Origin of the sequence: Micromonospora globosa, assembly GCF_000717585.1 — a bacterium.
GTDB classification, from domain to species: Bacteria; Actinomycetota; Actinomycetes; order Mycobacteriales; family Micromonosporaceae; genus Micromonospora; species Micromonospora aurantiaca.
The window spans coordinates 289890-315809 of sequence record NZ_JNZR01000001.1; the positions used below are offsets into that span (position 1 = coordinate 289890).

At 73.8% G+C, this 25920-nt stretch carries 23 protein-coding genes; 6 read left to right on the forward strand and 17 right to left on the reverse strand.

Annotation, left to right across the window (positions count from 1 at the left end; genetic code table 11):
* Nucleotides 1-44 precede the first annotated feature (44 nt).
* Nucleotides 45-2036: an acyl-CoA dehydrogenase gene (locus tag IF06_RS0101000; protein ID WP_030268321.1), complete on the reverse strand. Its 1992-nt coding sequence runs from the start codon at nucleotides 2034-2036 to the stop codon at nucleotides 45-47.
* Between the two features lie 170 nt (nucleotides 2037-2206).
* Between IF06_RS0101000 and IF06_RS0101005 the strand changes: the two genes are divergently transcribed.
* Genes IF06_RS0101005 through IF06_RS0101015 form a run of 3 tightly spaced genes read left to right on the forward strand, consistent with a single transcriptional unit; the run spans nucleotide 2207 to nucleotide 7279 of the window.
* The gene (locus IF06_RS0101005) at nucleotides 2207-3928 is read left to right on the forward strand and encodes an ABC transporter transmembrane domain-containing protein (protein WP_030268324.1); all 1722 of its coding nucleotides are present in this window, start codon (nucleotides 2207-2209) and stop codon (nucleotides 3926-3928) included.
* The gene (locus tag IF06_RS0101010; RefSeq protein WP_030268325.1) at nucleotides 3925-5721 is read left to right on the forward strand and encodes an ABC transporter ATP-binding protein; all 1797 of its coding nucleotides are present in this window, start codon (nucleotides 3925-3927) and stop codon (nucleotides 5719-5721) included. Before IF06_RS0101005 ends, IF06_RS0101010 begins: the two co-directional genes overlap by 4 nt.
* Before the next feature lie 34 nt (nucleotides 5722-5755).
* The gene (locus IF06_RS0101015) at nucleotides 5756-7279 is read left to right on the forward strand and encodes a methyltransferase (protein WP_013286957.1); all 1524 of its coding nucleotides are present in this window, start codon (nucleotides 5756-5758) and stop codon (nucleotides 7277-7279) included.
* A 59-nt stretch (nucleotides 7280-7338) separates the two neighbouring features.
* Here IF06_RS0101015 and IF06_RS0101020 read toward each other — a convergent pair whose 3' ends face one another.
* The 6 genes from IF06_RS0101020 to IF06_RS0101045 are packed head-to-tail and all read right to left on the reverse strand — an operon-like array spanning nucleotide 7339 to nucleotide 12448.
* Complete coding sequence (locus IF06_RS0101020) at nucleotides 7339-8040, reverse strand: LysE family translocator (RefSeq protein WP_013286956.1); 702 nt, start codon at nucleotides 8038-8040, stop codon at nucleotides 7339-7341.
* The gene (locus IF06_RS0101025) at nucleotides 8033-8422 is read right to left on the reverse strand and encodes a hypothetical protein (protein WP_030268330.1); all 390 of its coding nucleotides are present in this window, start codon (nucleotides 8420-8422) and stop codon (nucleotides 8033-8035) included. The genes IF06_RS0101020 and IF06_RS0101025 overlap by 8 nt, the downstream gene beginning before the upstream one ends.
* Entirely contained in the window at nucleotides 8413-9672 is a 1260-nt protein-coding gene (locus IF06_RS0101030; RefSeq protein ID WP_030268332.1) for a lysine N(6)-hydroxylase/L-ornithine N(5)-oxygenase family protein, read from the reverse strand. The genes IF06_RS0101025 and IF06_RS0101030 overlap by 10 nt, the downstream gene beginning before the upstream one ends.
* The gene (locus IF06_RS0101035) at nucleotides 9672-10715 is read right to left on the reverse strand and encodes an NAD(P)/FAD-dependent oxidoreductase (protein WP_030268334.1); all 1044 of its coding nucleotides are present in this window, start codon (nucleotides 10713-10715) and stop codon (nucleotides 9672-9674) included. Before IF06_RS0101035 ends, IF06_RS0101030 begins: the two co-directional genes overlap by 1 nt.
* Entirely contained in the window at nucleotides 10708-12075 is a 1368-nt protein-coding gene (locus IF06_RS0101040; RefSeq protein ID WP_030268336.1) for a class I tRNA ligase family protein, read from the reverse strand. Before IF06_RS0101040 ends, IF06_RS0101035 begins: the two co-directional genes overlap by 8 nt.
* Nucleotides 12068-12448, reverse strand: a complete 381-nt coding sequence (locus IF06_RS0101045; protein ID WP_013286951.1) for a cupin domain-containing protein — start codon at nucleotides 12446-12448, stop codon at nucleotides 12068-12070. Before IF06_RS0101045 ends, IF06_RS0101040 begins: the two co-directional genes overlap by 8 nt.
* Before the next feature lie 315 nt (nucleotides 12449-12763).
* Here IF06_RS0101045 and IF06_RS0101050 point away from each other — a divergent pair, with 315 nt between their 5' ends.
* Nucleotides 12764-13672: a helix-turn-helix domain-containing protein gene (locus tag IF06_RS0101050; RefSeq protein ID WP_221488056.1), complete on the forward strand. Its 909-nt coding sequence runs from the start codon at nucleotides 12764-12766 to the stop codon at nucleotides 13670-13672.
* A 23-nt stretch (nucleotides 13673-13695) separates the two neighbouring features.
* On the opposite strand, the gene IF06_RS0101055 is transcribed toward IF06_RS0101050, so the two are convergent.
* Nucleotides 13696-14370: a pyridoxamine 5'-phosphate oxidase family protein gene (locus tag IF06_RS0101055; RefSeq protein ID WP_013286949.1), complete on the reverse strand. Its 675-nt coding sequence runs from the start codon at nucleotides 14368-14370 to the stop codon at nucleotides 13696-13698.
* A gap of 29 nt (nucleotides 14371-14399) precedes the next feature.
* On the reverse strand, nucleotides 14400-15872 hold the full coding sequence (locus tag IF06_RS0101060) for a PLP-dependent aminotransferase family protein (protein WP_030268338.1): 1473 nt from the start codon (nucleotides 15870-15872) through the stop codon (nucleotides 14400-14402).
* 46 nt (nucleotides 15873-15918) lie between these two features.
* On the opposite strand from IF06_RS0101060, the gene IF06_RS0101065 reads away from it, so the two are divergent.
* Nucleotides 15919-17226 (forward strand): FAD-binding oxidoreductase, encoded by a 1308-nt coding sequence (locus IF06_RS0101065; RefSeq protein WP_232236581.1) that lies wholly within the window; start codon nucleotides 15919-15921, stop codon nucleotides 17224-17226.
* A gap of 61 nt (nucleotides 17227-17287) precedes the next feature.
* Here the strand turns inward: IF06_RS0101065 and IF06_RS0101070 are convergent, their stop codons facing one another.
* The 7 genes from IF06_RS0101070 to IF06_RS0101100 form a co-directional block, all read right to left on the reverse strand.
* Nucleotides 17288-17650, reverse strand: a complete 363-nt coding sequence (locus tag IF06_RS0101070) for an ArsR/SmtB family transcription factor (protein ID WP_013286946.1) — start codon at nucleotides 17648-17650, stop codon at nucleotides 17288-17290.
* Nucleotides 17651-17710: 60 nt separating this feature from the next.
* Entirely contained in the window at nucleotides 17711-18118 is a 408-nt protein-coding gene (locus tag IF06_RS0101075; protein WP_013286945.1) for an arsenate reductase ArsC, read from the reverse strand.
* 58 nt (nucleotides 18119-18176) lie between these two features.
* Entirely contained in the window at nucleotides 18177-19262 is a 1086-nt protein-coding gene (gene arsB / locus IF06_RS0101080; RefSeq protein WP_030268340.1) for an ACR3 family arsenite efflux transporter, read from the reverse strand.
* Nucleotides 19263-19332: 70 nt separating this feature from the next.
* On the reverse strand, nucleotides 19333-20019 hold the full coding sequence (locus tag IF06_RS0101085) for a helix-turn-helix domain-containing protein (protein ID WP_030268341.1): 687 nt from the start codon (nucleotides 20017-20019) through the stop codon (nucleotides 19333-19335).
* Between the two features lie 93 nt (nucleotides 20020-20112).
* Nucleotides 20113-20496, reverse strand: a complete 384-nt coding sequence (locus tag IF06_RS0101090; RefSeq protein ID WP_013286942.1) for an ArsR/SmtB family transcription factor — start codon at nucleotides 20494-20496, stop codon at nucleotides 20113-20115.
* Nucleotides 20497-20658: 162 nt separating this feature from the next.
* Nucleotides 20659-21450 (reverse strand): DUF2470 domain-containing protein, encoded by a 792-nt coding sequence (locus IF06_RS0101095; RefSeq protein WP_030268342.1) that lies wholly within the window; start codon nucleotides 21448-21450, stop codon nucleotides 20659-20661.
* A 153-nt stretch (nucleotides 21451-21603) separates the two neighbouring features.
* A complete protein-coding gene (locus IF06_RS0101100) occupies nucleotides 21604-21900 on the reverse strand; it encodes a DUF1540 domain-containing protein (protein WP_030268344.1) in 297 nt (98 codons plus the stop codon).
* A 597-nt stretch (nucleotides 21901-22497) separates the two neighbouring features.
* Here IF06_RS0101100 and IF06_RS0101105 point away from each other — a divergent pair.
* Nucleotides 22498-23097 (forward strand): VanZ family protein, encoded by a 600-nt coding sequence (locus IF06_RS0101105; protein ID WP_030268346.1) that lies wholly within the window; start codon nucleotides 22498-22500, stop codon nucleotides 23095-23097.
* A 74-nt stretch (nucleotides 23098-23171) separates the two neighbouring features.
* On the opposite strand, the gene IF06_RS0101110 is transcribed toward IF06_RS0101105, so the two are convergent.
* Nucleotides 23172-25892 carry a sugar-binding protein gene (locus tag IF06_RS0101110; protein ID WP_030268348.1) on the reverse strand — a complete coding sequence of 907 codons (2721 nt, stop codon included), beginning with the start codon at nucleotides 25890-25892 and terminating at the stop codon, nucleotides 23172-23174.
* Nucleotides 25893-25920 lie beyond the last annotated feature (28 nt).

Sequence of the window (25920 nt, forward strand, 5' to 3'; positions counted from 1 at the left end):
CAGGGGCACATCCGGCGGTACGGCGGATCAGCGCCGCGGGGCGGTCAGACCGGCGCGGACCGCGGGTCGGTGGCGGCGTCGTGGGCGGCCATCGTCTCCTGCCGTGCCGGCTCCTCCCGCAGGATCGCGGCGTGCAGCCACGCGTCCGGGATGGCGAAACCGTCCACCAGCGTGCGCATGTACGGGCGCAGCTCCTTGAGCAGCCCGTTCACCACGCCGGTGATCGCCTTGGACCGGGCCGGGGTGAGCCGGCCGTGCTCCATCAGCCAGCCCTTGTTCGCCTCGATGACGCTCAGCGCGTACAGGTCGCAGACCCGGGACAGCAGCTCCTTGACCGCCGGGTCGGCTGTCGCGTCGATACCGGCGACGAACGCCTCCAGGGTCACCCGGTCGACGTGCGCGGCGGCGACGGCGAGGACGTGGTCCTGCACGTCGTTGAAGATGTCGAACGGACGGTCCTTCTTGGTGGAGGCGCCACCGCGCAGGCGGCGGACCGCGCTGTCGAGCAGGTGCTCCTCGCGGTCCTCGAACACCTTGAGCTGCCAGCCCCGGTCGGTGACGGCGACCTCGTCGTCCCGGCCCGGCACGGCACCGACCAGCCGCGCGATGAGCGCCCGCGCGGCGGTGCGTTCCAGCACCATCTCGCGTACCTGCTCGGCGACGAACGAGGCGCGCCCCCAGCCGTCCAACGAGCCGAACTCGTCCCGGTAGCCGGTCAGCAGCCCCTTGGCGACCAGCTGGAGCAGGACCGTGTTGTCGCCCTCGAACGTGGTGAACACGTCGGTGTCGGCCTTGAGGCTGGGCAGCCGGTTCTCGGACAGGTAGCCGGCGCCGCCGCACGCCTCCCGGCACGCCTGGATGGTGCGTGTGGCGTGCCAGGTCTGCGCCGCCTTGAGCCCGGCGGCACGGGACTCCAGCTCCCGCTGCCGGTGCTCGTCGACCGGCCCGTCGCCGCCCTGGATCTCGTCGAGCGCGGCGACCAGCTCGGTCTGGGCGAAGTGCAGCGCGTACGTGGTGGCCAGCGCGGGCAGCAGCTTGCGCTGGTGGGCCAGGTAGTCGTTGAGGAGCACCTCGCGGTCACCCTCGGCGTCACTGAACTGACGGCGGATGTCGCCGTAGCGCACCGCGATGGCCAGCGCCGCCTTGGTGGCCGCCGACGCGGCGCCGCCCACGCTGACCCGGCCCCGCACCAGCGTGCCGAGCATGGTGAAGAACCGGCGGGAGTCGTTCTCGATCGCGCTGGAGTACGTCCCGTCCTCGGCCACCTGCGCGTACCGGTCCAGCAGCATGTCCCGCGGCACCCGTACGTGGTCGAAGCTGAGCCGCCCGTTGTCGACGCCGAGCAGGCCGGCCTTGGGTCCGGCGTCGCCGATGGTCACGCCGGGCATCGGGTTGCCGTGCTCGTCGCGGATCGGCACCAGCCACGCGTGCACCCCGTGCCGGCGCCCACCGCTGATCAGCTGGGCGAAGACCACAGCCATCCGCCCGTCCCGGGCCGCGTTGCCGATGTAGTCCTTGCGTGCCGCCTCGTGCGGCGTGTGCAGGTCGAAGGTCCGCGTCTGCGGGTCGTACACACAGGTGGTGCGCAGCTGCTGCACGTCCGAGCCGTGGCCGGTCTCGGTCATCGCGAAGCAGCCGAAGATCCGGCCCTCGACGATGTCCCGCAGGTAGGCGTCGTGGTGCCGCTTCGTGCCGAGCGCGGCGACCGCGCCGCCGAACAGGCCCCACTGCACGCCGGCCTTCACCATGAGTGACAGGTCGACCTGCGCCAGCATCTCGGTGGCGACGATCGAGGCGCCCACGTCGGACCGGCCGCCGTACTCGGCCGGGAAGCCCGCGGCGATGCCCAGCTCGACCGGGAGTTCGCCGAGCAGCCGCGTGATCCGCTCGCGCGCCTGGTCGCCGGTCTCGCCGTAGACCGGGAGGAAGCGTTCGTCGAGGTGTTTGCGGTGGGCCTGGCGGACCTCGGCCCACGGTCCGTCGAGCGTCTCCTGAAGGCGGGCGATGTCGATTCGGCCGGACGCGTGATCGAGCATGGTCGCTCCTCGGGGCAGCGGACATATGGGTGCACTCTCGGCCTGATCAACATTACCGGCGGTCACCGTGCCCCGCTGGCGGAGGCTGTGGTGAGCCGTGCCACCCGCCTCGGCCACCCCGGAGGCTGAGGTTAGGCTGTCCTCACTTCGAGCACTGGAGGCAACCCCTCGTGTCCCCGCATCCCGCCGGCGGCGCCGTCACGGCCCGGTACGTGCTGCGTCAGGCGTTGCGCCGCCAGCGACGGCCGGTGCTGATCGGCGTCACGCTGCTCGGCCTGCACCAGGTCGCCGAGGCGCTCGTGCCGGTGGCGATCGGCGTCATCATCGACCGCGCCGTGGTGACCGGTGACCCGTGGGCGCTGGCGTACTCGGTCGCCGGCCTCGCGGCCCTGTTCGCCGTGCTCGCGTTCGCCTACCGCAACGGCGCCCGCCAGGCGTTCGCGGCGGTGGAGCGGGAGGCGCACCTGCTGCGGGTGGAGATCGCCGAGCGCGCGCTCGACCCGCGCGGACACCGTTCCGGCCTGCGCGACGGCGAACTGCTCTCGGTCGCCGCCTCCGACGCCGAACTCTCCGCGCTCGTGGTGCGGGTCGCCGGATTCGGTGTCGCCGCGGTGACCGCGCTGACCGTCGCGGCGACCGCGCTGCTGGTCATCGACATCCCCCTCGGGCTCGGCGTGCTCGTCGGCGTACCGGTGCTGGTCCTCGTACTGCAACGGATGGCGCCGCTGCTGTCCCGGCGCAGCACCTCCCAGCAGGAGGCCCTCGCGGAGACCACGGCGCTCGCCGTGGACCTCGTCTCCGGCCTGCGCGTGCTGCGCGGCATCGGCGCCCAGCACCACGCCGCCGGCCGGTACGCCGCCGCCAGCCGCAACGCGCTCGCGGTGACGCTGCGCGCCGCCAACACCAAGGGACTGCATCTCGGGCTCACCACCGCCGCCAACGGCCTGTTCCTCGCGGCGGTCGCCGGGGTGGCCGGCTGGCTCGCCCTGCGCGGCCGGCTCACCATCGGCGAGCTGGTCACAGTGGTCGGACTCGCGCAGTTCGTGGCCGAGCCGGTGCAGACCATGGGCTGGTGCGTGCAACTGTTCGCGATGGCCCGCGCCTCCGCCGCCCGGGTGGTGCGCGTGCTCGGCGCCGAGCCGCTGACCCGGCCCGGCGACGCGTCGGCGCCGGCCCACCCGGACGGGCCACGGCTGGCCCTCGACGACGTCGGGCACGCCGGACTGGACGGGGTGAACCTGCGCGTCGGCCCCGGCGAGGTGGTGGGCGTGCTCGCGTACGACCCGGCCGACGCCGAAGCGCTGGTGGCGCTGCTGTCCGGGCGGGTGTCGCCGGACGCGTGCCGGGGCACCGTGCGTGTCGACGGCGTGCCCGCCGACGACCTGCACGTCGACGCGCTGCGCGGCACCGTGCTCGTCGAGCCGCACGACGTGACGCTCTTCGAGGGCACGGTGGCGGCCAACCTCGCCGCCGGCGCCCCGGCCGACCAGGCGCGGCTGCACGCCGCCGTCCGGGCGGCCGCGGCCCAGGACGTCGTGGACGCACACCCCGGCGGCCTCGACCACCGGCTCGTCGAGCGGGGCGCGAACCTCTCCGGCGGCCAGCGCCAGCGGCTCGGGCTGGCCCGGGCGCTGCACGCCGACCCGCCCGTGCTGGTGCTGCACGATCCCACCACCGCTGTCGACGCCGCCACCGAGGCGCAGCTCGCCGACGGACTGGCCGAAACGCGCCGGGTGGGGCCCCGGGGCACCCTGCTGATCACCAGCAGCCCGGCCCTGCTGCGGATCACCGACCGGGTGGTGGTGATCGCCGACGGCCGGGTGGCCGCCGAGGGACCGCACGAGCACCTGCTGGCCTCCGACGCCCGCTACCGCGAGGAGACACTGCGGTGACCGCTGACCCGCGTACCGCCGAACCCGGCCGGACGTTGCTGCCTGTCGCGTCCGCCCGGCAGACCTGGACGACGCTCGGCGCCCAGTTCCGCGCCCGGCCCGGCCTCAGCGCCGCCGCGGCGACCGTGCTCGTCGTCGCCGCCGCGGGTGGCCTGGTCGCGCCCTGGGTGCTCGGCCGCCTGGTCGACGACGTCATCGCCGACGCCCCGGTCTCCCGGATCGCCGGCCGGGTGGCGGTGATCGCCGGCGCCGCCGTGTTCACCGGCCTGCTCACGGCGCTCGGCGCCGCGCTCGCGTCCCGGCTCGGCGAGACGGTGCTGGCCCGGCTGCGCGAGCGCGTCCTCGACCGCGCGTTGCACCTGCCGTCCGCGACGCTGGAGCGGGCCGGCACCGGCGACCTGCTGGCCCGCGTCGGCGACGACGTGGCGGTGGTGACGAACGTGATCGCGGTGAGCGGCCCGGCGTTCGTCGGCGCGCTGCTGTCGGTGGTGCTCACCGTGTTCGGGCTGGTCGCGCTGGACTGGCGGCTCGGCCTCGCCGGGCTGCTAGCAGCGCCCGCGTACGCGCTGGCGCTGCGCTGGTACCTGCGGCGCTCCGCGCCCTACTACGCCCGCGAGCGGGTCGCCACCGGCGAGCGGACGCAGGCGATGGCCGGCGCGCTGCGCGGCGCGGCGACGGTGCGCGCGTACCGGACCGAGGACGCGCACGTGGCAGCCATCGCCGAGCGATCCGGCGTGGCGCGCGACCTGTCGCTGGAGATCTTCAACCTGCACACCCGCTTCGGGCTGCGGATCAACAGGTCGGAGTTCCTCGGCCTGGCCGCCGTGCTCGTGGCCGGGTTCCTCCTGGTCCGCGACGACCTGGTAACCGTCGGCGCGGCGACCACCGCCGCGCTCTACTTCCACCGCCTGTTCAACCCGATCGGCCTGCTGCTGCTGGAGTCCGACTCGGTGCTGCAGGCCGGCGCGAGCCTCGCCCGGCTGGTCGGCGTGGCGAACCTGCCCGACACCGGCCCGGCCACCGCCTCCGGCCCGGCCGCCCCGCCCGCCAGCCCGCGCGGCCCGGCCGCGCTGGACGTCACGGTGCGCCGGCACCACTACGACGACGGGCCGCTGGTGCTCGCCGACGTCGAACTGCGCCTGGCGCCGGGGGAGCGGGTCGCGCTGGTCGGCGCCAGCGGCGCGGGCAAGAGCACGCTCGCCGGCATCGCCGCCGGGATCATCGCGCCCACCGACGGATCGGTGCGCCTCGACGGCGCGCCGCTGACCGGGACGGGCACTGCCACGTCCCGGCGCGACGTCGCACTGGTCAGCCAGGAGGTGCACGTCTTCGCCGGGCCGATCGCCGAGGACCTGCGCCTGGCCGCGCCGGACGCGACCGACGCCGAGCTGCTCGACGCGCTGGAACGGGTCGGCGCCACCACCTGGCTGCGTGCCCTGCCGGACGGGCTGGCGACGCCTGTGGGCGAGGGCGGCCACCGGCTCACCGCCGCCCAGGCCCAGCAGGTGGCCCTGGCCCGGCTGGTGCTCACCGCGCCGGCCGTCGCCGTGCTGGACGAGGCGACAGCCGAGGCCGGCAGCGCCGGGGCCCGCGACCTGGACCGGGCGGCCCTCGCGGCCACGCAGGGGCGGACCACGCTGATCGTGGCGCACCGGCTCAGCCAGGCGGTGAGCGCGGACCGGATCGTCGTGCTCGACCACGGCCGGATCGTGGAGCAGGGCACGCACGAGGAGCTGCTGGCCGCCGACGGCCGGTACGGCCATCTCTGGCGTTCCTGGCGCGTCCCGGTATGATCACCGACCGCTGCACCGCCCAGGCGAGGTGACCATGACCGACCTGCCGACCCGCTTCGTGCTGTTCCCGGGGCGGCACCACCTGCTGACCCGGTTCCAGGCCGACTACCTGCGCCGGCTCGCCGGCGACGAGGCCACAGTGGTCTGGGCGGTGACGTCGGCCAACCACGAGAACACCAGGCGCAACCCCGTCGCGTACCACAGGCGGGAGGCCGCGATCGAGCGGTTCAGCGTGCTCAGCGGGCTGCGCTCGCTGGCCGTGCCGATCTTCGACACCGCGTACACCGACGCGTTCGCCGAGGTCACGCTCAAGAGCATCGCGGTGGCCACCGGGCTCGAACTCACGCCCGCCGACACGGTGGTGGCCTGCTCCACCCCGGAGGTCGCCAAGCTGTACGAGCGCCTCGGCTTCGGGATCGCGCTGGTCGAGGCGGATCCGGACCTGCCCGGGACGCCGGAACGGCCGTGGGACGTGCTGCTGCGCCTGGCCGCCGGCGACGAGAGCTGGCGGACGCTCACCCACCCGGCGACGATCGACGTGTTCGAGCGCTACCGCCTGGTCGAGGCGATCCGGTCGGTGGTGAACGACCCGCTCGTCGGCGACGAGGGCGGCCTCACCGTGACCCGCGACTACCGCACCTACGTGGAGGCGTTCGCCTCGGCCGCCCAACGCAAGTGGGACTCGGTGCGCCGGTACGTGCAGCCCGGACGCATCGTGGACATCGGCTGCGGCGCGGGCGCGGTCCTGGAGCTGGCCGACCGGGAGGCCGCGCTGCGCGAGAGCGACCTGATCGGTGTGGAGGTGGCCCGTCACCTCTACCAGGAGTGCCTGCACAAGAAGGCGCAGGGCGTGTTCCGCAACGCCAACGTGTACTTCTTCCACCGCAACGTCCTCGGCGGCGCGGTGTTCAAGGACCGGTCGGTGGACACCACGCTCACCTTCGCGCTGACCCACGAGATCTGGTCGTACGGGCGGCAGCGGGAGTCGCTGCTCCAGTTCGCCCGCCGCATCCACGACCACACGGTGCCCGGCGGTGTCTGGCTCAACAGCGACGTGTGCGGGCCGGACGAGCCGGACCGGCCGGTGATCCTGCGGCTGACCACCGACGACGGGGACAACCCCGCCTCGCCGCGCCGGGATCTCGCCGACCTGACCTCGGCCGAGGTCCGGCGGTACGTCTCCGGACTGTCGACGCGGGCCCGGCTGGACCAGTTCGCCGTGGACTTCGCGTTCGGCTTCGCGTACGAGCCGCTGGCCGACGGCGCGGTACGTCTCGGCCTGGGCGCGGCGATGGACTACCTGACCCGCAAGGACTACACCGACAACTGGCTGTCGGAGACCAGGGAGCAGTTCTGCGGCCTGAGCTTCGCCGACTGGACGGAGCTGCTCACCGAGGCCGGTTTCGAGATCGGCCCCGCCTCGGCGCCGGTCCGCAACGACTGGGTGATCGACAACCGGATCGCGCCCGTCGCGTCCCTGACCGACCTGGACGGCCGGCCGCTGGACTGGCCGACCACCCACGTCCTCACCGTCGCCCACCGCCCGCGCAACGCCTGACATCACGAGCGCCCGCCGGACCGGCTGGACGGCCGGGCCGGCGGGCGCCGTGATGCAGGTCAGTGGCTCAGCGCGATCCGTACCGCCAGGACGATCAGGATCAGCCCGGTCAGCCGTTCGATCACCAGCAGCACCGACGGCCGGGTCAGCCAGGGCTGCAACCGGTCGATGAGCAGGATGTAGCAGGCCCACCAGAGCACGGCGAGGCCGATGAACGTGGCGGCCAGCACCGCCGTACGGGCCGCCGCGCCGTCGCCGGGCTTGACGAACTGCGGCACGAACGAGACGTAGAAGACGACCACCTTGACGTTCAGCAGCTGGCTGGTGACGCCCATGACGAACGAGCGCCGGGCCACGTGCGGCTCGTCGGCGGCCACCGTCTCCGGCGCGGCGACCGGGCCGGTGTCCGCGTCCGGCCCGGGGCCGCCCGCGCCCACGGTGACCGGCTGCGCGGCCGGGGCGGTCGCGCGTCGTGGCCGGGTGGCCCAGAGGATGGTGCCGCCCAGGTAGAGCAGGTACAGCGCGCCGGCCACCCGCAGCACCGTGTAGAGCGCCGGCGAGGACACCAGCAGGGCGGACAGGCCGGCGGTGGCGAGCGAGGCGTGCACCAGGGCGGCGGCGAACAGCCCGGCCAGCACCACGAACCCGGCCCGCCGCCCGTACCGCACGGTCTGCCGGGTGACCAGGGCGAAGTCGACGCCCGGCACGATGATGATGAGCAGGCTCGCCGCGACGAAGCTGACGATCTGGATGTCAGACACGCTGCTCCTCCCTCGCCTCGATGCGGGCCGGGGCGGCCTCCTCGATGACGGAGACGCCGCTGTCGCGGCGCGGCCCGTGCCGGCGCCACTGCTCGCGCAGCCGGATCCGGCCGTCCGGCAGCCGCTCGGGCCGCGACTCGCACTCGCCGACCACGATGCTGCCGTCGGTGAGCACCTCCACGTACGCGAAACGCACCACGCCCTGCGCGTCGCAGGTGCCGGCGAGCCGTCCGTGCCGTACCGAGCCGCCGGAGATCTCCGCCCAGACCAGGTCGCCGCGCTGGTGGTAGTGCCCCCGCAACGGGTCGGCGTCACCGGCGTGGTCGACGGAGACGAAGATCCGGTCGTCGTAGTCGAACGATGTCATCGCGCTCACGCCCATCGGGTGCTCAGGTAGTCGTCGCGGAACCGGCAGACCGTGCGGCCGGCGATCGAGTTGAGGATCATCGCGCTGCGGATCGGCAGGATGCTCAGGTTGGAGTCGACGAGCCCCTGGACGTACCGCCCCCGGTTCAGCACGAAGATCTTGTGGTCGTCGGCGTGCTTCCACCGGATCGAGTAGTCCGACTCGATGACCGGCTCACCGCGCTCGTCCAGGTCGATCAGCGCGGTCAGCTCCGGGTCGAAGGGCAGCGGCGCCTGCCGGCGTCCCGCCGCGACGACGAGGTTCACCGCCCGGTGCCGTTCCTCGCCGCTGCCGGCGGTCAGGCACTCCAGCTCGACCTCCCCGTCGAGCTGCCGGGCGCCGGTCACGGTACGGCTCGGCATGATCGTCACCGGGAACCGGCCGGTGCGCAGCCGCTCCTCGTAGTTGTGCTGGTAGACGCCGCGCAACGTGCCCGGGGAGATGCCGTCGCTGGTCAGGATCTGACCGGAGACGAGCCGTTCCCGCACGTCCCGGGACAGGGTGAGGAACGCCTCCTGGTAGGCGGGCCGGTACAGGTCGTTCGCCGACGGGGAGTCCTCCAGCGGGGCGAACCACGACCGCCGCCCGATCCACCTGATGTCGCGGCACCCGCGGGCGAGCAGCGCCGCGACGCACTCCGCGCTGGTCTGGCCGCTGCCGATCACGATCCACGGCAGGTCCGGCTCGTCCGGCACCGTGGCGAGGCGCTGGTGCAGCTCGTCGGCGACGAACAGGTGCCGGGGGTCGAGGGCGTCCAGGAACTCCGGTACGAAGGGGACGGTCCCGCTGCCGAGCACCAGGTGCCGGGAGCGGGCGACCTCCGCACCGCCGCTGCGGCTGACCAGCGCGCCGTCGAACTCGACCCGGTCGACGCGGGTGCCGTACGTGATGCGCGGCAGCCGGCCCGCCGCCCACACCAGGTACTGCTGGTACTCGATCCGGGGGATGGTGTCGAACCCGGCGCCCAGCAGGGCGTACACCCGGCCGGTGGTGACCAGGTAGTTGAGGAACGACAGCGGGTGGGTCGGGTCGTAGAGCGAGACCAGGTCCTTGACCCAGCCGGTCTGCATGCGGACGCCGCTGTGCAGCATCCCGTCGTGCCAGCCCGGCCGGTCGCGGGCCTCGAACAGCGCAATGTCGTGCGGCGCGAGGGTGTCGTACATCGCCGCGAGGCTCAGGTTCGCCGGCCCGGCGCCGATTCCCACTGTGTGAAAGGTCTGCGTCATCAGTCTGCCTCTGTCTGGCCGTGGGGGACAGGGATCGCGGTTCGGGTGTTCAGCAGGGCGGTGGCGGCGAGCCGGCTGGCGGCCAGGACGGTCTTGGCGGCGCCGCCGCTGCCGCCGGTGAAGGTGTGCACCGCGCCGGCCACGTGGCGCAGGGCCAGCCCGGCGGGTTCGCTGTAGCAGTCGGTGGCGCTCACCGGCGGGCCGGCCGGTCGCGGGTCCAGGCCGGGCAGCCTCCGTGCCGCCACGGTCAGGACCCGTGCCGCCAGTGCGGCGTCCGGCTCGGGGGACGGCGGGTCGACGTCCCACCTGTCGCTGGGCAGCCCGAGCAGCACCCGCCCCGGACCGGCCGGCCGGCCGTAGAGGCCGCTGGTCTCGTCCACGAAGCACGGCAGCTCGGCGCGGCCGGTGACGTGGTGGGCGTACTGGATGTGCTTGGTGCGCAGCGAGGTCGGCAGCCCGGCGGCGCCCAGCAGACGCGGGGTCCAGGCCCCGGCGGCCACGACGACGAGGTCGCCGGTGAGCCGGCGGCCGTCGCGCAGCTCGACCACGCGGTCGTCGAGGCGGGCCACCGGTGTGGTCTCGGTCCGGCCGAGGCCACGCAGGACGGTCCGGCGCAGCCGGTCCGGGTCCAGGTAGCCGGCCCGGTCCTCCCAGATCCCCACCGTGCCGTCCGGGAGCCCGGCGAAGCCGAACCGGTCGGCGATCTCGGCCCGGGTCAGCACCTCGGCGCCGTCCACGCCGGCCGCCGCCCGGGCGTCGAGCAGGTAGAGCGAGCCGGTCCGCCGCCACCCGGCCGCTGTCGCGAGGGACGGATCGGCCAGCAGTTCGGCGAGGCTCGCGGCGGCGAGGGACCGGGCGGCCGGGTCGGGCTCGAAGGCACGCACCAGTCCGCCGGACGCGGCCGTCGCGTCGGCGGGCCGCCCGGCCGCGCCGCCGCCGTGCGGGCCGATCAGGACCGCGTCGGCGCCCGCGTCCCGCAGCCGCCGGGCGAGCAGGACGCCACTGATGCCCGCGCCGACGACGAGCACGCGCGGCTCACCCATCCGAACCCGCCGGTTCCGCGCCGCCGACGACGCCGAGCAGGCGGGCCGCCCGCTCCGGCGCACCGGGGTACGCGGCCAGCGCCGCCCGGACCGCGGTGGCGGGGTCGAAGTGGTCCAGGCGCAGCGCCTGCTCGCCGCGGGTCAGTTCGGTGTCGGCCAGGACGCCGTCCAGGCCGGCGGTGGTGCCGGCCAGGGTCGCGGCGTACCGGGCGGCGAACGCCTCGTACGCCTCCGGGCGGAAGTCCGACTCGTAGCTGTCCGGCCGGTCCCAGCTCAGGAACGCCCGGACCACAGCCGGGTCCTCGGTGGCCAGGAACTCGTGCGCCCAGATCGCGTGCTCGCGGCTGGTGGAGAACTTGGCGCCGGTGAGCCGGTAGAACTCGTTCACGACCAGCCCGGTCGGCCGGTCGGGCAGCCCGGCGGCCAGGTGCAGGGCCGGGATGAGCAGCGCGTAGTAGAACGCGTTGTCGACCCCGAGGAAGATCCACTGCTCGTCCACGTCCCGCCACGCGTCCAGGTACCCGGCCAGCGTGTCCGCGTCCGGCCGCAGGTGGCGGGCGGGCAGCACCAGGTTGGCCAGGGCCATCTCCGCCCAGACGTCGATGCGCAGGCCGTCGTCCCACTCGATGCCCCAGTCCGTCGGGTACGCCAGCGGCACCTCCGGCAGCCCGCCGTCGAGGTACGACGCGACGAGGCGCCGCAGCCGGGGCGGCAGCACCGCGCGGGACCAGAACTCGGCCAGCCGCTCCCGGTGCTCGTCGAGCCGCAGCACCGGGACCGTGCGGGTGACCGGTTCGGGTGCGGCGTCGCAGCAGGTCGACCGCGCGCCGGCCAGGTTCGCGGCGGTGCAGAACCCGCCACAGCCCTCGCAGGTGCCGCCGTTCGCGCCGGCGCCGCAGGCCGGGCAGCGCCCGGCGACCCGGACGTGGTGCAGGGTCCGCCCGCAGGCCGCGCACGCGCGCAGCGACACCGGGGCGACCTCCACCACCTTCGCCTCCACCAGTTCGGTGAGCAGGCTCGCGACCGCCCGGCGGTAGCCCTCGTCGGCCAGCGGGTCGGCCATGACGTCGTACCGGATGCGCGCGGCGCGCAGCGCGGCGTGGATCGACGACCCGTACCGGGCGACGGTGTCCGCCGGGGTCTCGCCCAGCGCCTCCGCCCGGGCGGGCACGTAGTTCTGGTGCGCGTCCAGCCCGCACTGGGTCACCACCCGCCGGCCGGCGGCACGCAGCGCGCGGGCCGCGACGTCCCCGGCGACGTACGGGCCGCTGAGGTGCCCGAGGTGCAGCGGCCCGTTCGGCGTCGGTGGCGGCGTCACCACCAGCACCACGCCGGAGGACGTGGCCGCCCCGTCAGTCACGGCCGGCTCCGTCGTCCGCGCCGGCCTGCGCCGCGTCGTCGGGCCGGGGCATCCAGTAGATGCTGAGGATGGTGAGCGGCTGCTCCGGCGAGGGGTTGTGGATGACGTGGCTCTGCTCGGGTTCGAGCAGGATCACGCCACCGGTCGGCACCTCGACCTTCTCGCCGCCCGCCTCGTAGATGGCCGTGCCGCGGGTCACCACGGCGAACTCGACCTCGGGGTGGACGTCCTCGCTGCTGCTGCCACCGGGCGGGATCACGCACCACATGGCGTCGAACGGCAACGGGCCGAGATCGCGGTACTGCGTCCAGCGGCCGATCCGGATGCCGTACTCGTCGGTGAGTTCGGCGGTGTCGCTGACGTACCTTCGCATGTTCGTCCTCCTGGTCGGCGCGCTGCCCGCCGGGCCCGCGCCGGACGGGTCTGAGGTTTGCGGAGAGTGACCGGAAGTGCTGCTTCTGCGACGCTGCACCGATGCCGGGAAGGGCCCGTCTCGTCGACCGTCGATTCGACTCCGGTCGATAGCGTCGGACCCACTGTGGACTTAACCTCGTCTGGCCAACAGGAGCTTCACCGGCAGATCACCGGCAATGTCGCTGCTGACTGCCCGCTCAGCGGCCTCGGCTTCGGTGGTCCACCGGCATGAATCCACCAGAACCGGTACGGAGACGACGCTGTGATCGGCTACATGGATACGTTGGGTCATGAAATCGCTACCGCGCGGCGACTGGCCAACCTGACACAGGAGGAGTTGGCCGCCCGCACCGGACTGAGCGTCCGGAGCATCCGCAACCTGGAGTCGTCGCGGGTGACCCGTCCGCGGCCCGCGACCGTCCGGCTGCTCCGTGAGGTCCTCGGCCTGCCCGCCCACCCGGCGTCCGCAGCCCGGATCCGCCCCATGCAACTACCGCTGGAGATTCCCGGCTTCACCGGCCGTTCCGCACAACTGCGGCAACTCGACCGGCTGCTCGACGGGGGACCGCGGCGGATGTCGAGCGTCGTCGTGTGCGTCCTCTCCGGCCGGTCCGGCATCGGCAAGACGGCGCTGGCGCTGCGCTGGGCGCACCGGTCGGCCGCCCGGTTCGCCGACGGGGTGCTGCACGTCCAGCTCGGCGGCAGCGACCCGGGAAGGGCGGCGGTGGCGCCGGCCGAGGCGCTCGGCGGTCTGATCGAGGCGCTCGACGTACCCGGCGGCGTCCCGTGCGGCCCGGCGGCGCGCACCGGGCTCTACCGCAGCGCGCTCGCCGGACGCCGGATGCTCATCGTGCTCGACGACGCCCGCGACGCCGACCAGGTACGGCCGCTGCTGCCCGGCGTACCCGGCTGCATGGTGGTCGTGACCAGCCGGGACCGCCTCACCGGCCTGGTCGTCGGCGAGGCCGCGTGCCCGGTCGTGGTCGACGAGCTGGCCGCCGGCGAGGCGTGGGACCTGCTGGCCGCCCGCCTCGGCGAGCGTCGCCTCACCGCCGAGCGCGCGGCGGTGCGGGAGATCATCGCGCACTGCGCCGGCGTACCCCGGGCGCTGGCTGTGGTGGCCGCCCGCGCGGCCGTCCAGCCCCGGCTGCCGCTGGCGGAGGTGGCCCGCCAGCTCCGGTAGACGGACCGGGGCCGCCCGGCCGGTCAGCCCTGGTCGGCGCGGGTGCCGTCGCGCGCGGCGACGTGCGCCGGCACCGGCGTCGCCGGCGGCAGCGCCGGGTCGGTCACCGGCTGCTGCCAGCGCGCGACCAGCGGAAGCTCGCCGGCCCAGAGCCCGAGGGCGGCGTCCGGGCCGTCGCCGTCGTCCGGCGGGCCGCTGCGCGTCTTGACCGACGCCTCGGCCAGCGGAAGCGCCAGCAGCGCGGTGGCCGCCAGCTCCCGCCGGTTCGGGCGGCGGGCGTGGTCCCACTGGCCGGGGGCCACGTGCTCGGTCAGCAGCCGCAGGCCGTACAGCTTCTCCTCGGCGTCGGTCACCCACCGGGGCCGGCCGTAGACCATCGCGCTGCGGTAGTTGATCCCGTGCTCGAACACCGAGCGCGCCAGGACCAGGCCGTCGACCACTGTGACCGTGACGCAGACCTCGGCGTCGGTGGTGAGGCTCCGGCTGGCCACCGAGCCGTGCAGGTAGAGGTGCCGGTCGTCGAAGCCGTAGACGGTCGGCACCACCATCGGGCCGCCGTCGACCAGCACGCCCAGATGGCAGACGAAGGCGGCCCGGAGCACGTCGAACAGGGCGGCGCGGTCGCGGTGCCCCTTCTCCTTCATCCGACGCAGTGTCGTACGCGGCGTCGCGGACAACCGTCCGTCGGTATCGGTCATGGCTGATTCTCCTGTCGGCCCCGCCGTTTCTACCGGGTCGGGCCGCGGTCCTCAAGGGCCGGCCCGCCGGGCCGGTGGGGGAGCGGGTCCGGGGGAAGGATCCGGCACAGCGCCTCCAGCGCGGCGGCGTACGCGTGCTCGGGCGGCGTGGCGTAGCCGACCACGAGGCCGTCGAGGGCGGGCATGGTGGCGTCCGGGTGGCGGAAACCGGCCAGCCCGTCGAGCGCGATCGACTGAGCGGCGGCGGCCTCGACCACCTGGCGCTCGGTGCCCGCGGGCAGGCGCAGCACGGCGTGCAGCCCGGCGGCGACGCCGGTCGGCGTGACGTGCGGGGCGTGGGCGGCGAGCGTGGCGACGAGACGGTCGCGGCGGGCGCGGTACCGCTGCCGCATCCGGCGCACGTGCCGGTCGTACCGGCCGGAGTCGAGGAAGTCGGCGAGGGTGAGCTGGTCCGTCACGCCCGCCCACGCCTCCCGCTCACCCTTGGCGTCCAGCACCGGGCCGACGAGCCGTTCGGGCAGCACCATCCAGCCCAGACGCAGCGCGGGGGAGAGACTCTTGCTCACCGAGCCCAGGTAGACCACGCGCTCCGGGGCCAGGCCCTGCACCGCGCCGACCGGATCCCGGTCGTACCGGAACTCGCCGTCGTAGTCGTCCTCCAGCACCAGTCCGTCCCGGCCCTCCGCCCACCCCAGCGCGGCGAGGCGCCGCCGGGGATGCAGCGGCCCGCCGGTGGGGAACTGGTGCGCGGGCGTGAGCAGCGCCGCCCGTACCCCGGCGAGGTCGGTCAGCTCCCCGGTGCGGGCGCCGTCCGCGTCGAGCGTGAGCGGGACGGTACGGACGCCTGCCGCCGCCAGGATCGCGCGGTGGAACGCGAGGCCGTAGGACTCGACCGCCAGCGGGCCGCGCAGAACCCGGCCACCGAAGAGCAGGCGCAGCGCGTGCGCGACACCGGAACACACCACGATCCGGTCCGGGGTGGTGCGGACACCCCGCGCCCGCGCCAGGTACCCGGCCAGTGCCCGGCGCAGCTCCGGGCGGCCCCGCGGGTCGCCCGGCCCGAACGCCTCGTTCGGCGCGGCGGTCAGGGCGCGGCGCGTGGACGCCAGCCACGCGGCGCGCGGGAAGGAGGCGGCATCCGGCTGCCCCTGCCGCAGGTGGTGCACGGCCGGGGCCGGACGCGCGGGCGTCTGCCTCGGGACGCGGGCGACCCGGGCGGGCTCGGTGCGCGGCGCCACCCGCGTCCCGGAGCCCTGCCGGGCGACCAGCCATCCCTCGGCCACCAGTTCGGCGTACGCGGCGGCGACGGTGTTGCGGGCCAGGCCGAGGTCGGCGGCGAGGGACCGGTACGGCGGCAGGAGGGTGCCGGCGGCCAGTCTCCCGTCCCGGACGGCGTCGCGCAGCGCGCGGATGAGCGCGGACCGGCGGCCGCGGGCGCCGGACAGTTCCAGATGCAGGTCGCTGCCGAGCCGTCGCGCCGGATTGGCCCACGAATCCGTCATGCGAATGCACCCTAGTCCGGGTCTTTTCCGACCCTAGTGTGGGCTCATGGACACGATCATGAACGCCCCGCACCCGCTGCGCTCCACCGTCCGGGGCCGGGTCCTGCTGCCGGGGGACGAGGGGTTCGAGGTGGCCGGCCGGGCCTGGAACCTGGCCGTCGCGCAGTCACCGGCGGCGGTGGTCGAGGCTGCCGACGCGGACGACGTCGCCGCGCTCGTCCGGTTCGCCCGCCCGGCCGGACTGAGCATCGCCGTGCAGCCCAACGGGCACGGTGCCACCGGCCGCGCCGACGGCGCGATCCTGCTGCGGACCGGCCGCCTGGACACCGTGGAGATCGACCCGGCTGCCCGCCGGGCCCGGGTCGGCGCGGGTGTGCCGTCCGGCCGGCTCCAGGCCGCCGCCGCGCCGTACGGGCTCACCGGGCTGCCCGGCAGCTCCCCCGTGGTCAGCGTGACCGGGGTGGCGCTCGGCGGCGGGCTGAGCTGGTTCGGCCGCGCGTACGGCTGGGTGTCCGACGCGGTCACCGCGTTCGACGTCGTGGACGCCGAGGCGCGGTACCGGCGCGTCACCGCCGAGACCGACCCCGACCTGTTCTGGGCGCTGCGCGGCGGTGGCGGAGACTTCGTGATCGTCACCGCGCTCGAAATCGCGCTGCACCCCGCGCCGGAGCTGTACGGCGGACGCATGATGTGGGCGGCGGCGCACGCGCCGGACGTGCTGCGGGCGTTCCGGCGGATCACCGCCACCGCGCCCGAGGAGCTGACCGTCTGGATGGACCTGCTGCACCTCCCCGGCGCCGACCCGATGGTGGCCCTCGACGTCACCTATCTCGGCGACGGGACCGGGGCGCGGGACCTGCTCGCACCGCTGGACCGGTTGCCCGCGCCGATTTCCGACAGCAGGCGGATCATGCCGGTCACCGAACTCGGCGGCATCACGGCTGAACCCACCGCCCCCAGCCCCGGCATCTCCCGCGCCGAACTGCTGACCCGCCTCGACGACGACGCGGCCGGGGCGCTGCTGGCCGACCCGATCGCCCCGCTGCTGAGCGTCCAGCTCCGGCACCTGGGCGGCGCCCTCGCCCGGTACTCCGACAGCCCGCACGGCCCGCTCACCGAGCCGTACGCGCTCTACCTGTTCGGCGTCGCCACCGACCCGGCGGCGGTCACGGCGCGGCAGCGGGCCCTGGCCGCCGCCCTGCCGGTCAGCGGGCGCAAGCCGGTGACCTTCCTCAACCCGGACGAGACGGTGGCCGACGCGTTCACCCCCGCCGTCCTGACCCGGCTCCGGGCGGTCAAGCGCCGCCACGACCCGGACGGCCTCGTCCGGTCCAACTTCCCGGTGGCCGGCTGACGCCCCGGGGCGCGACCCGGTCAGGCCGGGGGGTGCGCGCGGCAGCCCGGCAGTCCTCTGCTCAGCGGACCTTCTTCGTCGGCCGTTTACGAGGCGGGGTCAACGACTCGGCGATCGCCGAGATCGCGGACGGCACCAGGCGGTAGTACGCCCACACACCCCGCTTCTCCCGCTCGAGCAGGCCGGCCTCGGTGAGGATCCGGAGGTGATGGCTGACGGTCGGCTGGGAGAGACCGAGCGGCGCGGTGAGGTCGCTGACTGACGCCTCGCCCTCCGGAGCGGACTGGATCAGGCTGAGCAGGCGCAGCCGGGCCGGGTCGGCGAACGCCTTCAGGACTCCCGCGAGCCGCTCGGCATCGGCACGCTTGATCGGCTCGCCGGCAAGTGGCGAGATGGCAGGGGTGGCAGTTTTCGCAGTTCCCACGCTTGCATCGTTGCACCAATGGCGGCCACCTGCCCGGGCAACCAGGACCGGATCATCCGGTCAGGCGGTGGGGTGCAGTTCGGCGAGCAGTCGTTCCACCCGGGTGCGGATCTCGTCCCGGATGGGGCGTACCGCGTCGAGGCCCTTGCCCGCGGGGTCTTCGAGCTTCCAGTCCTCGTACCGCTTGCCGGGGAAGACGGGGCAGGCGTCACCGCAGCCCATGGTGACGATGACGTCCGAGGACTCCGCCGTCTCGTACCGGAGGAGCCTGGGGGTCTGGTCGGTGATGTCGATGCCGACCTCGGCCATGGCCTGTACGGCGGCGGGGTTGACGGTCTCGGCGGGTGCGCTGCCGGCGGAGCGGACCTCGACGGTGTCGCCGGCGAGGTGGCGCAGCCAGCCGGCGGCCATCTGGGAACGGCCGGCGTTGTGCACGCAGACGAACAGGACGCTGGGCTTGTCGCTCATCGGGTCTCCATGATTCCGGTGATTGCCGCGCGGCGTGCCGCGGCGCAGTCGAGGCATCTCATGGCCGGGCTCCCGGCGTGGGGAACAGGCGGGCGCGGGCCCACAGCGACACGTAGACCAGGCCGACGAGGACCGGGACCTCGATCAGCGGGCCGACGACGCCGGCCAGGGCCTGGCCGGAGGCGATCCCGAAGGTGCCGATCGCGACCGCGATGGCCAGTTCGAAGTTGTTGCCCGCTGCGGTGAACGCCAGGGTGGTGGTGCGTTCGTAGTTCAGGCCGATGGCCCGGCCGAGCAGGTAGGAGCCGGCCCACATGAGGGCGAAGTAGGCCAGCAGCGGCAGAGCGATGCGGGCCACGTCGGCCGGCCGGCCGGTGATGGCCTCGCCCTGCAGGGCGAACAGGACGACGATGGTGAACAGCAGTCCGTACAGGGCGACGGGTCCGACCCTGGGCAGGAACCGCTGCTCGTACCAGTCGCGACCCTTGGCGCGTTCGCCGACGCGGCGGGAGAGGTAGCCGGCGAGCAGTGGGATGCCGAGGAAGACGAGCACGTTGCCGGCGATGTCCCAGCCGGAGACCTCCAGCGCGGCGCCGTCCAGGCCCAGCCAGCCCGGCAGCACCGACAGGTAGAACCAGCCGAGCAGGCCGAAGGCGAGGACCTGGAACACCGAGTTGACGGCGACGAGGACCGCCGCCGCCTCCCGGTCGCCGCAGGCCAGGTCGTTCCAGATGATGACCATCGCGATGCAGCGGGCCAGGCCGACGATGATCAGACCGGTGCGGTACTCCGGCTGGTCGGCCAGGAACACCCAGGCCAGGGCGAACATGACGGCGGGACCGACGATCCAGTTGAGGACCAGCGACGAGACCAGGAGACGCCGGTCACCGGTGACGGTGTCGAGGCGGTCGTAGCGGACCTTGGCCAGTACCGGATACATCATGATCAGCAGGCCGAGAGCGATGGGCAGGGAGATGCCACCGACCTCGACGGCGTCGAGAGCGTCGTCCAGGCCGGGAACGATCCGGCCGAGCAGCAGACCGGCGACCATGGCCAGGCCGATCCAGAGCGGCAGGAACCGGTCGAGGCGCGACAGGCGTGCCACCACCGGTGGGGCGTGGTCGGCTCTGGTGGCGGTGCTCATGGGCACTCCCGTGGGTTGTCGGTGCCGGCGCGTACCCCGATCTCCTGGTGGATGCGGGCGCTGGTGCCGGTCATCGGGTGTCTCCCGACGTGGCGGCGGGGGCGAGGCGGTCGACGCGGTCGGCGAGGTCGGCGTAGGCCGCCTCGAACGCCTCGTCGGTGTCGACGCGGACCGGGTCCGGCACGGACCAGTGCAGGCGGGGGCGGATCGGCCCGGTGAGCTCCTCGTGGGCGTTGTCGCAGACGGCGACGATCAGGTCGTCGTCTCGGACGACGTCGTCGACGTGTGCGGTGCCGGTCGGGTCGAGGTCGAGTGCGTGGCGGTGGGCCACTGCGACCGCGCGGGGATGGACCCGCGGCGCCGGTCTGGTGCCGGCGGACGCGGCGTCGCCGTCGGTGCGTCGCCTCCACAGCGCCGCGGCCAGCTGCGAGCGGGCGGAGTTGTGGGTGCATACGAAGACGACCCGATGCACATCCGCCAGCGGTGGCGGCGCGAGAGCGGAGAGGGCGGCCGGCTGGAGTCGCAGGTAGGTGCGCCGCCGATCGCCCTCCGACCGGCCCCGGACGACGAGGCCCGCGTCGGTGAGGACCTTGACGTGGTGGGCGACCAGGTTCGTCGGCATGTCGAGGGCGTGGGCGATCTCCCCGGGGGAGGCGTCGCCCAGGGTGAGCGCGTCCACGATGGCCAGGCGGGCCGGATCGCCCAGCGCGGCGTGGATCCGGGCGCGCTCGGCCAGAGAAGTAAGCTCAGTTTCCATTGACTCAATTGTTGCTGAGTAACCTCGGAGCCGTCAAGCCGGCATCGGCCGGATCGCTGGGCGGAAGCACAGGGCGCCGTGCGGTACGGCGGCCTACCGCTGCGTCGCGGCGGTCGGCTCGATCGACAGCAGGCCGGCGAGCCGGCGCAGGATCTGCGGCCGCGCGCGGTAGTAGACCCAGGTGCCCCGCCGCTCGGCGTCCACCAGGCCCGCCTCGCGTAACGTCTTGAGATGGTGGGAGATCGTCGGCCCGGTCAGGTCGAACGCCGGCGTCAGGTCGCACACGCACACCTCGCCGCCTTCGGCGGAGGCGATCATCGACATCAGCTGCAGCCGCACCGGATCGCCGAGGGCCTTGAACGCGGGCGCGAGCACCGCGGCCGTCTCGGCGGGAACCCGGCGCTGCGCCAGCGGGGGGCAGCACGGCGCGTCGGCGCTGAGGTCGACGAGTGGGATCGGCGCCTGCTGCTTCGACATGTCCCTAGGTTGACATCTGTCTAATCAGCGTGCAAGTCACCGATCAGGCAGATGCCAGGCCAGGGTGTCCGGAGGAAGTGAGGCTCGCCGGACGCGCAACCCTCCACCGGGCGGGCCGCGTCGTCGCCGCCGTCGTCCGGCTTCCAAGATCGGCGCGACAGGCTAGGCGAGCAGCGTGCGCAGCGCCTCGGCCAGGCCGGAACCGGCGGTGACCGGGCGGGCGAAGGACAACCGGGTGTCGGCGTGACCGTCCGGCCGCTCCGCCCGCAGCACGATGCCCTCGGCGTCGAGCGCGACCGGGACGACGCGCGCCGAACCGGCTGTGACTGTGGGGTCGACGAGCGTGCCGAGCCGGTCGAGGACGTCGCGGTGGCAGCGCGTCAGGTGCGCGAGGTGGGCGGCCTCGTCGACGGCGATCGGATCCGGCCGGGCCGCGCGATACGCGCCGAGGTCCACCGCGACGGGATCGGCGGCCCGGTCGAGGACGACCTCGTCCGGCTCGACGGCCCACAGCGCCACCGGGGGCAGGTCGAGCAGCGACATCACGGTGGCCGGGTCGCAGGCGTCGAGGACGGCCGGGTCGAACCGGCGGGCCGTGCCGAGGATCCGCAGCCGGGACCGCACCCGGGAGCGCACGGCGACCGGGGCTAGGTGGGTCACGTCGAGGCGTACCGCGCCGCTGTGGCCGCGCGCGGCGACCAGCATGCCGCCGGTGCGGCTCATCGCGTCGACCGCCAGGACGATCGTGCCGTCGGGGAGGACGGCGTGGGCGGAGAGGAGGTCGGCGGTGGTGTCGCCGAGCGTGAGCCGCAGCGAGGAGGCAGCGGTCAGCACGCACCGGGCGGCGACGGCGTCGCGGGGCGTGGAGGAGGTGCCCGTACCGCCCGCCGACGACCCTGCGGCCGGGACGACGCCGGCCGGCGGGGCCGGACGCCCGGCGGGGTGCAACGCCATGTCTGTCTCCTCGGCCGGGAAGGGGTGAAGTCGGCCCAGGTCAGACGGTAGTAGGTAAGGCTTACCTCTGCAACGGCGGGTCGGGCGCCGCGCATGCCGTACGGGTCACGACGGTGACCGTCGTGACCCGTACGAGCGTGGTGTCCGGTTCTGTCAGGCGGGCTGGTAGGTGAGGCAGTCGCTGACAGTGGCGCCCGGACCGACGGTGATCGACTCGGCGGTGCAGGCCAGGTTGGTGTTGAACACGCAATCGGCCCGCGCGCACGCGCCCACCGCGCCGGTGACCTCCGCGATCCCGCCGCTGAGCGACGACTCGACGAACGTCGCGCAGGAGGCCGCGTCGGCGGACGCCGCCACGGTGATCGCGGGAGCGTGGCAGCCGTTGTCGTTGAAGCTGCACGCGGTGGCGGCGCATTCACGTACCGGCGGAGACTGCAACAGGGTCTTCATGGTGCCTCCAAGTCATGCGGGCCGGCGGAAGCGAACGGCCGGCCTCGTGGTGCTCGAATGCCATCTGGTATTTGCCGTGCGGCCGGTCCTCAAACCCGTCGGCCGTCAGTGAGGATCATGCTCACCTTAACAACGGAATGCGGGGTTGGCCGCCGGAAGGAGCCGTTTCCACACCGAATACCGAACGACGAAGATAAGGCTAACCTTGGTTAGGCGAGTCTTTCTTCACCCACCGGTACGGCGAATGCCGGCGTGCAATTTCCGCCCGTCCGACCAGGGTTCATCTGCGGGAACGCCACTGTCGCCCCGGACGGAGGCTGCGCCTCGGTGGTGGAATGGGCGAGCGCGGAACGCCGGTGAGGACGGAACGGCCGCGCCCTTCGGGTCGCGCCGAAATATCGGCTGGGAAATCAGCGGATCGGCAGGGATTCGGGACCGGCCGGGCGGCGGAATGCGAATCCGGTGGCAGGAAGCGCGGGCTCCGCATACGCGATGTCCGGGCCGGGGTCACCTGTCGGCGCGGGCGTGGCACCCTGAGCGGACCGCACGGGCCCGGTGCGGGCGCGGCGGATCCGGGGCGGGACGGGTGGAGGCGGCGTGATCGAGGGATGGCACGGCTGGTTCGGCACGGTCAACGGGGTCGTGCTCCTCACCGTGGCCGCGTTGCCGGCGGCTGCGCTCGCGGTGTGGGTTCTGGCCCGACGGCGCGGCGGGGCGGGGCCGGCGTGGCGGAGGTCGCTGGCCGAGGTGGGCATCGTCTACGGGACCGTGCCGTGGGTCTGGATGATCATGCTGCCGGGGGACGGGGCCGGCGTGGTTCCCGGCCGGGTGAGCCTGGTGCCGCTTCGGGACCTGCTCACCGTCCTCGCGAGCGGGCCGCTGACGGTGACGGTCCAGATCGTCGGCAACCTGCTGGTGTTCGCGGCGCTCGGGTTCCTCGGCCCGCTGCGGTTCGCGGCGCTGGCGTCGGTGCCGCGGATCCTGGCGCTCGCGGCCGGCTGCTCGGTCCTGGTCGAGGTCGCGCAGTACGTCCTGCGGCTGGACCGCGTCTCCTCCGTGGACGACGTTCTGCTCAACACCGCCGGCGCCGGGCTGGCCGCGCTGGCGTCGCGCCGCTGGTGGCGCCGGCCGGCTGAGGTGTCACCCGCCACCACCGGTCCCGGCACCGGCCCGCTGAGCGGGGCACGACCCGGGTGACGCGGACGGCACGATGGGCCGGGCCGGCCGGCCCGGCCCATCGTGTGCGTCAGGTCGACGCGATCAACGTCCGCTCAGCAGATCTTCTTCGCCAGAGCGGTGGTGGCGCCGCCGTGCTCGTACGAGACGAGCAGCGACGTGCCGGCCGGGAGCGACCCGCTCAGCGGCAGGACGAGCGTGCCGTCCTTGCGCAGAGCGGCGGTGGTCTCCGCCACGACCCGGGTGCCGTCCCAGAGGAAGGCGCGGGCGGTGCCCGCCTTCTTCACCTGGAGCTGGACGGACACCTTGCTCGCGGTGCGGGTGACCTTCTTGATCTTCACGGTGCCGTCCGGCAGCTTGGCGTAACCTCCCGGCGCCACCCCGTCCGAGACGGACTGCAGGAGGGTCTGCGGCGAGTCCACGCTCTGCGCCGCGGTGTCCGGCATGATCGGAGCCTTCGGCGCCGACGGCTTCGCCGCCAGGGCCGGCAGCGTCGCGTTGCCCCAGCGCCACGGGTCGGCCCGTACGCCGCTCCAGGTCGACCAGCCGACCCGGGTCTGCGCGGACAGGTCCTGCGTGTCCGAGTCGTTGACCAGGATGTTCAGGCCCATGCGGTTCGGGTCGACGGCGTCCGGCAGCACGCTGAACGGGATCTTGACCTCGATCCGGTAACCCGTGTAGGGGCTGCTGGTCACCACGGAGGCGATCTCCACGCCCGGCGCGGTCTCCGGGCCGCCCTGGTGGTTGTCCCGCTCCCGGGCGAAGCACGGCGGGTTCCCGTTGGCCGGGTCCTTCGTGGCCGGGAAGAGCGCCATGTTGAACACCGTGGAGGTGTTCGCCGAGTTGCCACGCGGGTCGATGCCGAACTCGATGTTGTCGTTACGCCGCGGACGCTTGCAGTCCTCCGGCGGCAGGACGGTGCCGAGCACGTCGTCGGTGATGGTGAAGACGGCGTACAGGGCGTCGTCGGTGTGGGTCAGCTGGGCGGTGCCGGAGATGTCCGACGCCGGGGCGGCGGTGCCCTCCCAGCGGGTGGAGATGTCGATGACCTCGCCGGTGTACTCGTTGTCGTGGGCGTGTCCGTCGACGGTCGGCGCGCTGGCGGCCTTCGGGATCGTGGTGACCGGGACCAGGTTGAACGCACCGGGCTCGTTCGCGCTGCCGCCGGTGTAGCTGGTCTCGATCTGCACCCGGTAGGCGCCGTTGTCCGGCGCCCGGTTGGCCGTCGGCAGCGACGTGTCGGTGTTGGTGACTGTGAACGTCACCGAGGTGCTGGCGCCCGGCCGGAGCCCGCTGTACGGCACCTGCTGCTCGGCCACCGAGAAACCGGCGGGGACGTTCAGCTTGACCGCGCCGGACTCGACCCGGGTGCCGTGGTTGGTCAGGTTGACCTTGACGCTGCGGGTGCCGCCGCTGGGGATGTTCAGCAGGGACTCGATGAGCGCGTCGAGCTGCTGGGTCTTGTTCCGCACGGTCCACGCGCGGAAGTCGGCGATCTCCTCCAGCGGCTCCAGGGTGCCGCGCACCGGCGCGGTGCCCTGAACCCGGGCGCTGCTGGTGCCGCTGCCGTCCTTCTTGCTGGTCAGCGTGGCGTCGATCTTGAAGCGGGTGCCCACCTCGACCTGCGCGGGCGGGGTGACCGTGAAGGTCTTCACGACCTCCTTACGCGGGGTCAGCGTGCCCACGTTGCCGTTGCCGGTGACCGTCCAGCCGGCCGGCACGTTCAGGGTGACCTTGGCCCCCGGGACGGCCTTCTCGGCGTACAGGACGGTGTCCACCTTGATGGGCTGGCCCGCGACGGCCTCCCAGGTGTGCGGACGCACGTGGACCTCGGTGCCCAGCGGCAGGCCGCCCTGGGCGCGCAGGGTGGCGCCCTGGAGCGCACCGGTGCCGGCGCCCACGTTCGGGTCCGGGTACGGGGTGCGGGTGTCGATCAGCGTCAGCCGGTTGCAGCCGATGGCGTCGGGGTCGGTCGTCGGGAAGGAGCTGTTGCCCCAGCCCTGCGACACGTACTCCCGGCGGGCCCAGGTCTGGACCGTGTTCCACCGGTTGCCGTCGTGGCGCGCCGACTCGTAGCCCTGCCAGGTGCCGAAGACGACGTTGCTGGCCTCGGCCGGCGTGAAGGTGGTCTCGCAGGCGGGGCCGTTGGTGCCGGTGGTGCCGCTGCCGCCGGTCTGGAAGATGCGGGAGGCCCGCCAGGGCTGGAGGCCCTCCTTCTTGATCTGCTCCGGGAACGCCTTCGGGTCGGCAGCCGCGTAGAAGGCCTCCACGGCCAGCATGGCCGCCTTCTGGTGGTTGCCGTGGTTGCCCTGCGTGGCCGAGGGGTTCATCGTGAGGATGACCTCGGGCTTGGTGGTCCGCAGGACCCGCACGATCCGGGACAGCGTCTCCTGGTGGCCCCAGACCTCCTCGGTCAGGGGAGCGCTGGCGGTGTACCAGAAGTCCAGCGCGTCCAGGTTGTAGATGTGCTCGACGCCGGCCCAGCCGACGGCCTTGCGCTCCTCGGCCTCCCGCAGGATGCCGAGCTCCGGGCCCTCCTCGAGACCGGTGGCGTTGCCGCCGCCCTCGCCGCGGGTGGTGGTGATGACGCCGGCCTTCATGCCGTGATACTCGTTCCAGTATCCGAGCATGCCGAGCTGGCCGGCCTCGTCGTCCGGGTGGGCGCCGATGAACATGATGTCCAGGTCGACCGGCTTGTCGGACTTCTTGGCCTGGGGCTTCGGTGATGCTTGCTGGGGGTTGGCCTGGGCCGGAGTGGCCAGGCCCAACGACAGCAGACCGCACATGGCGATCGCCGCGCTGGTGCGCCATCTCATGGGCATACCTCTTCGTCTCGAAGCGAGA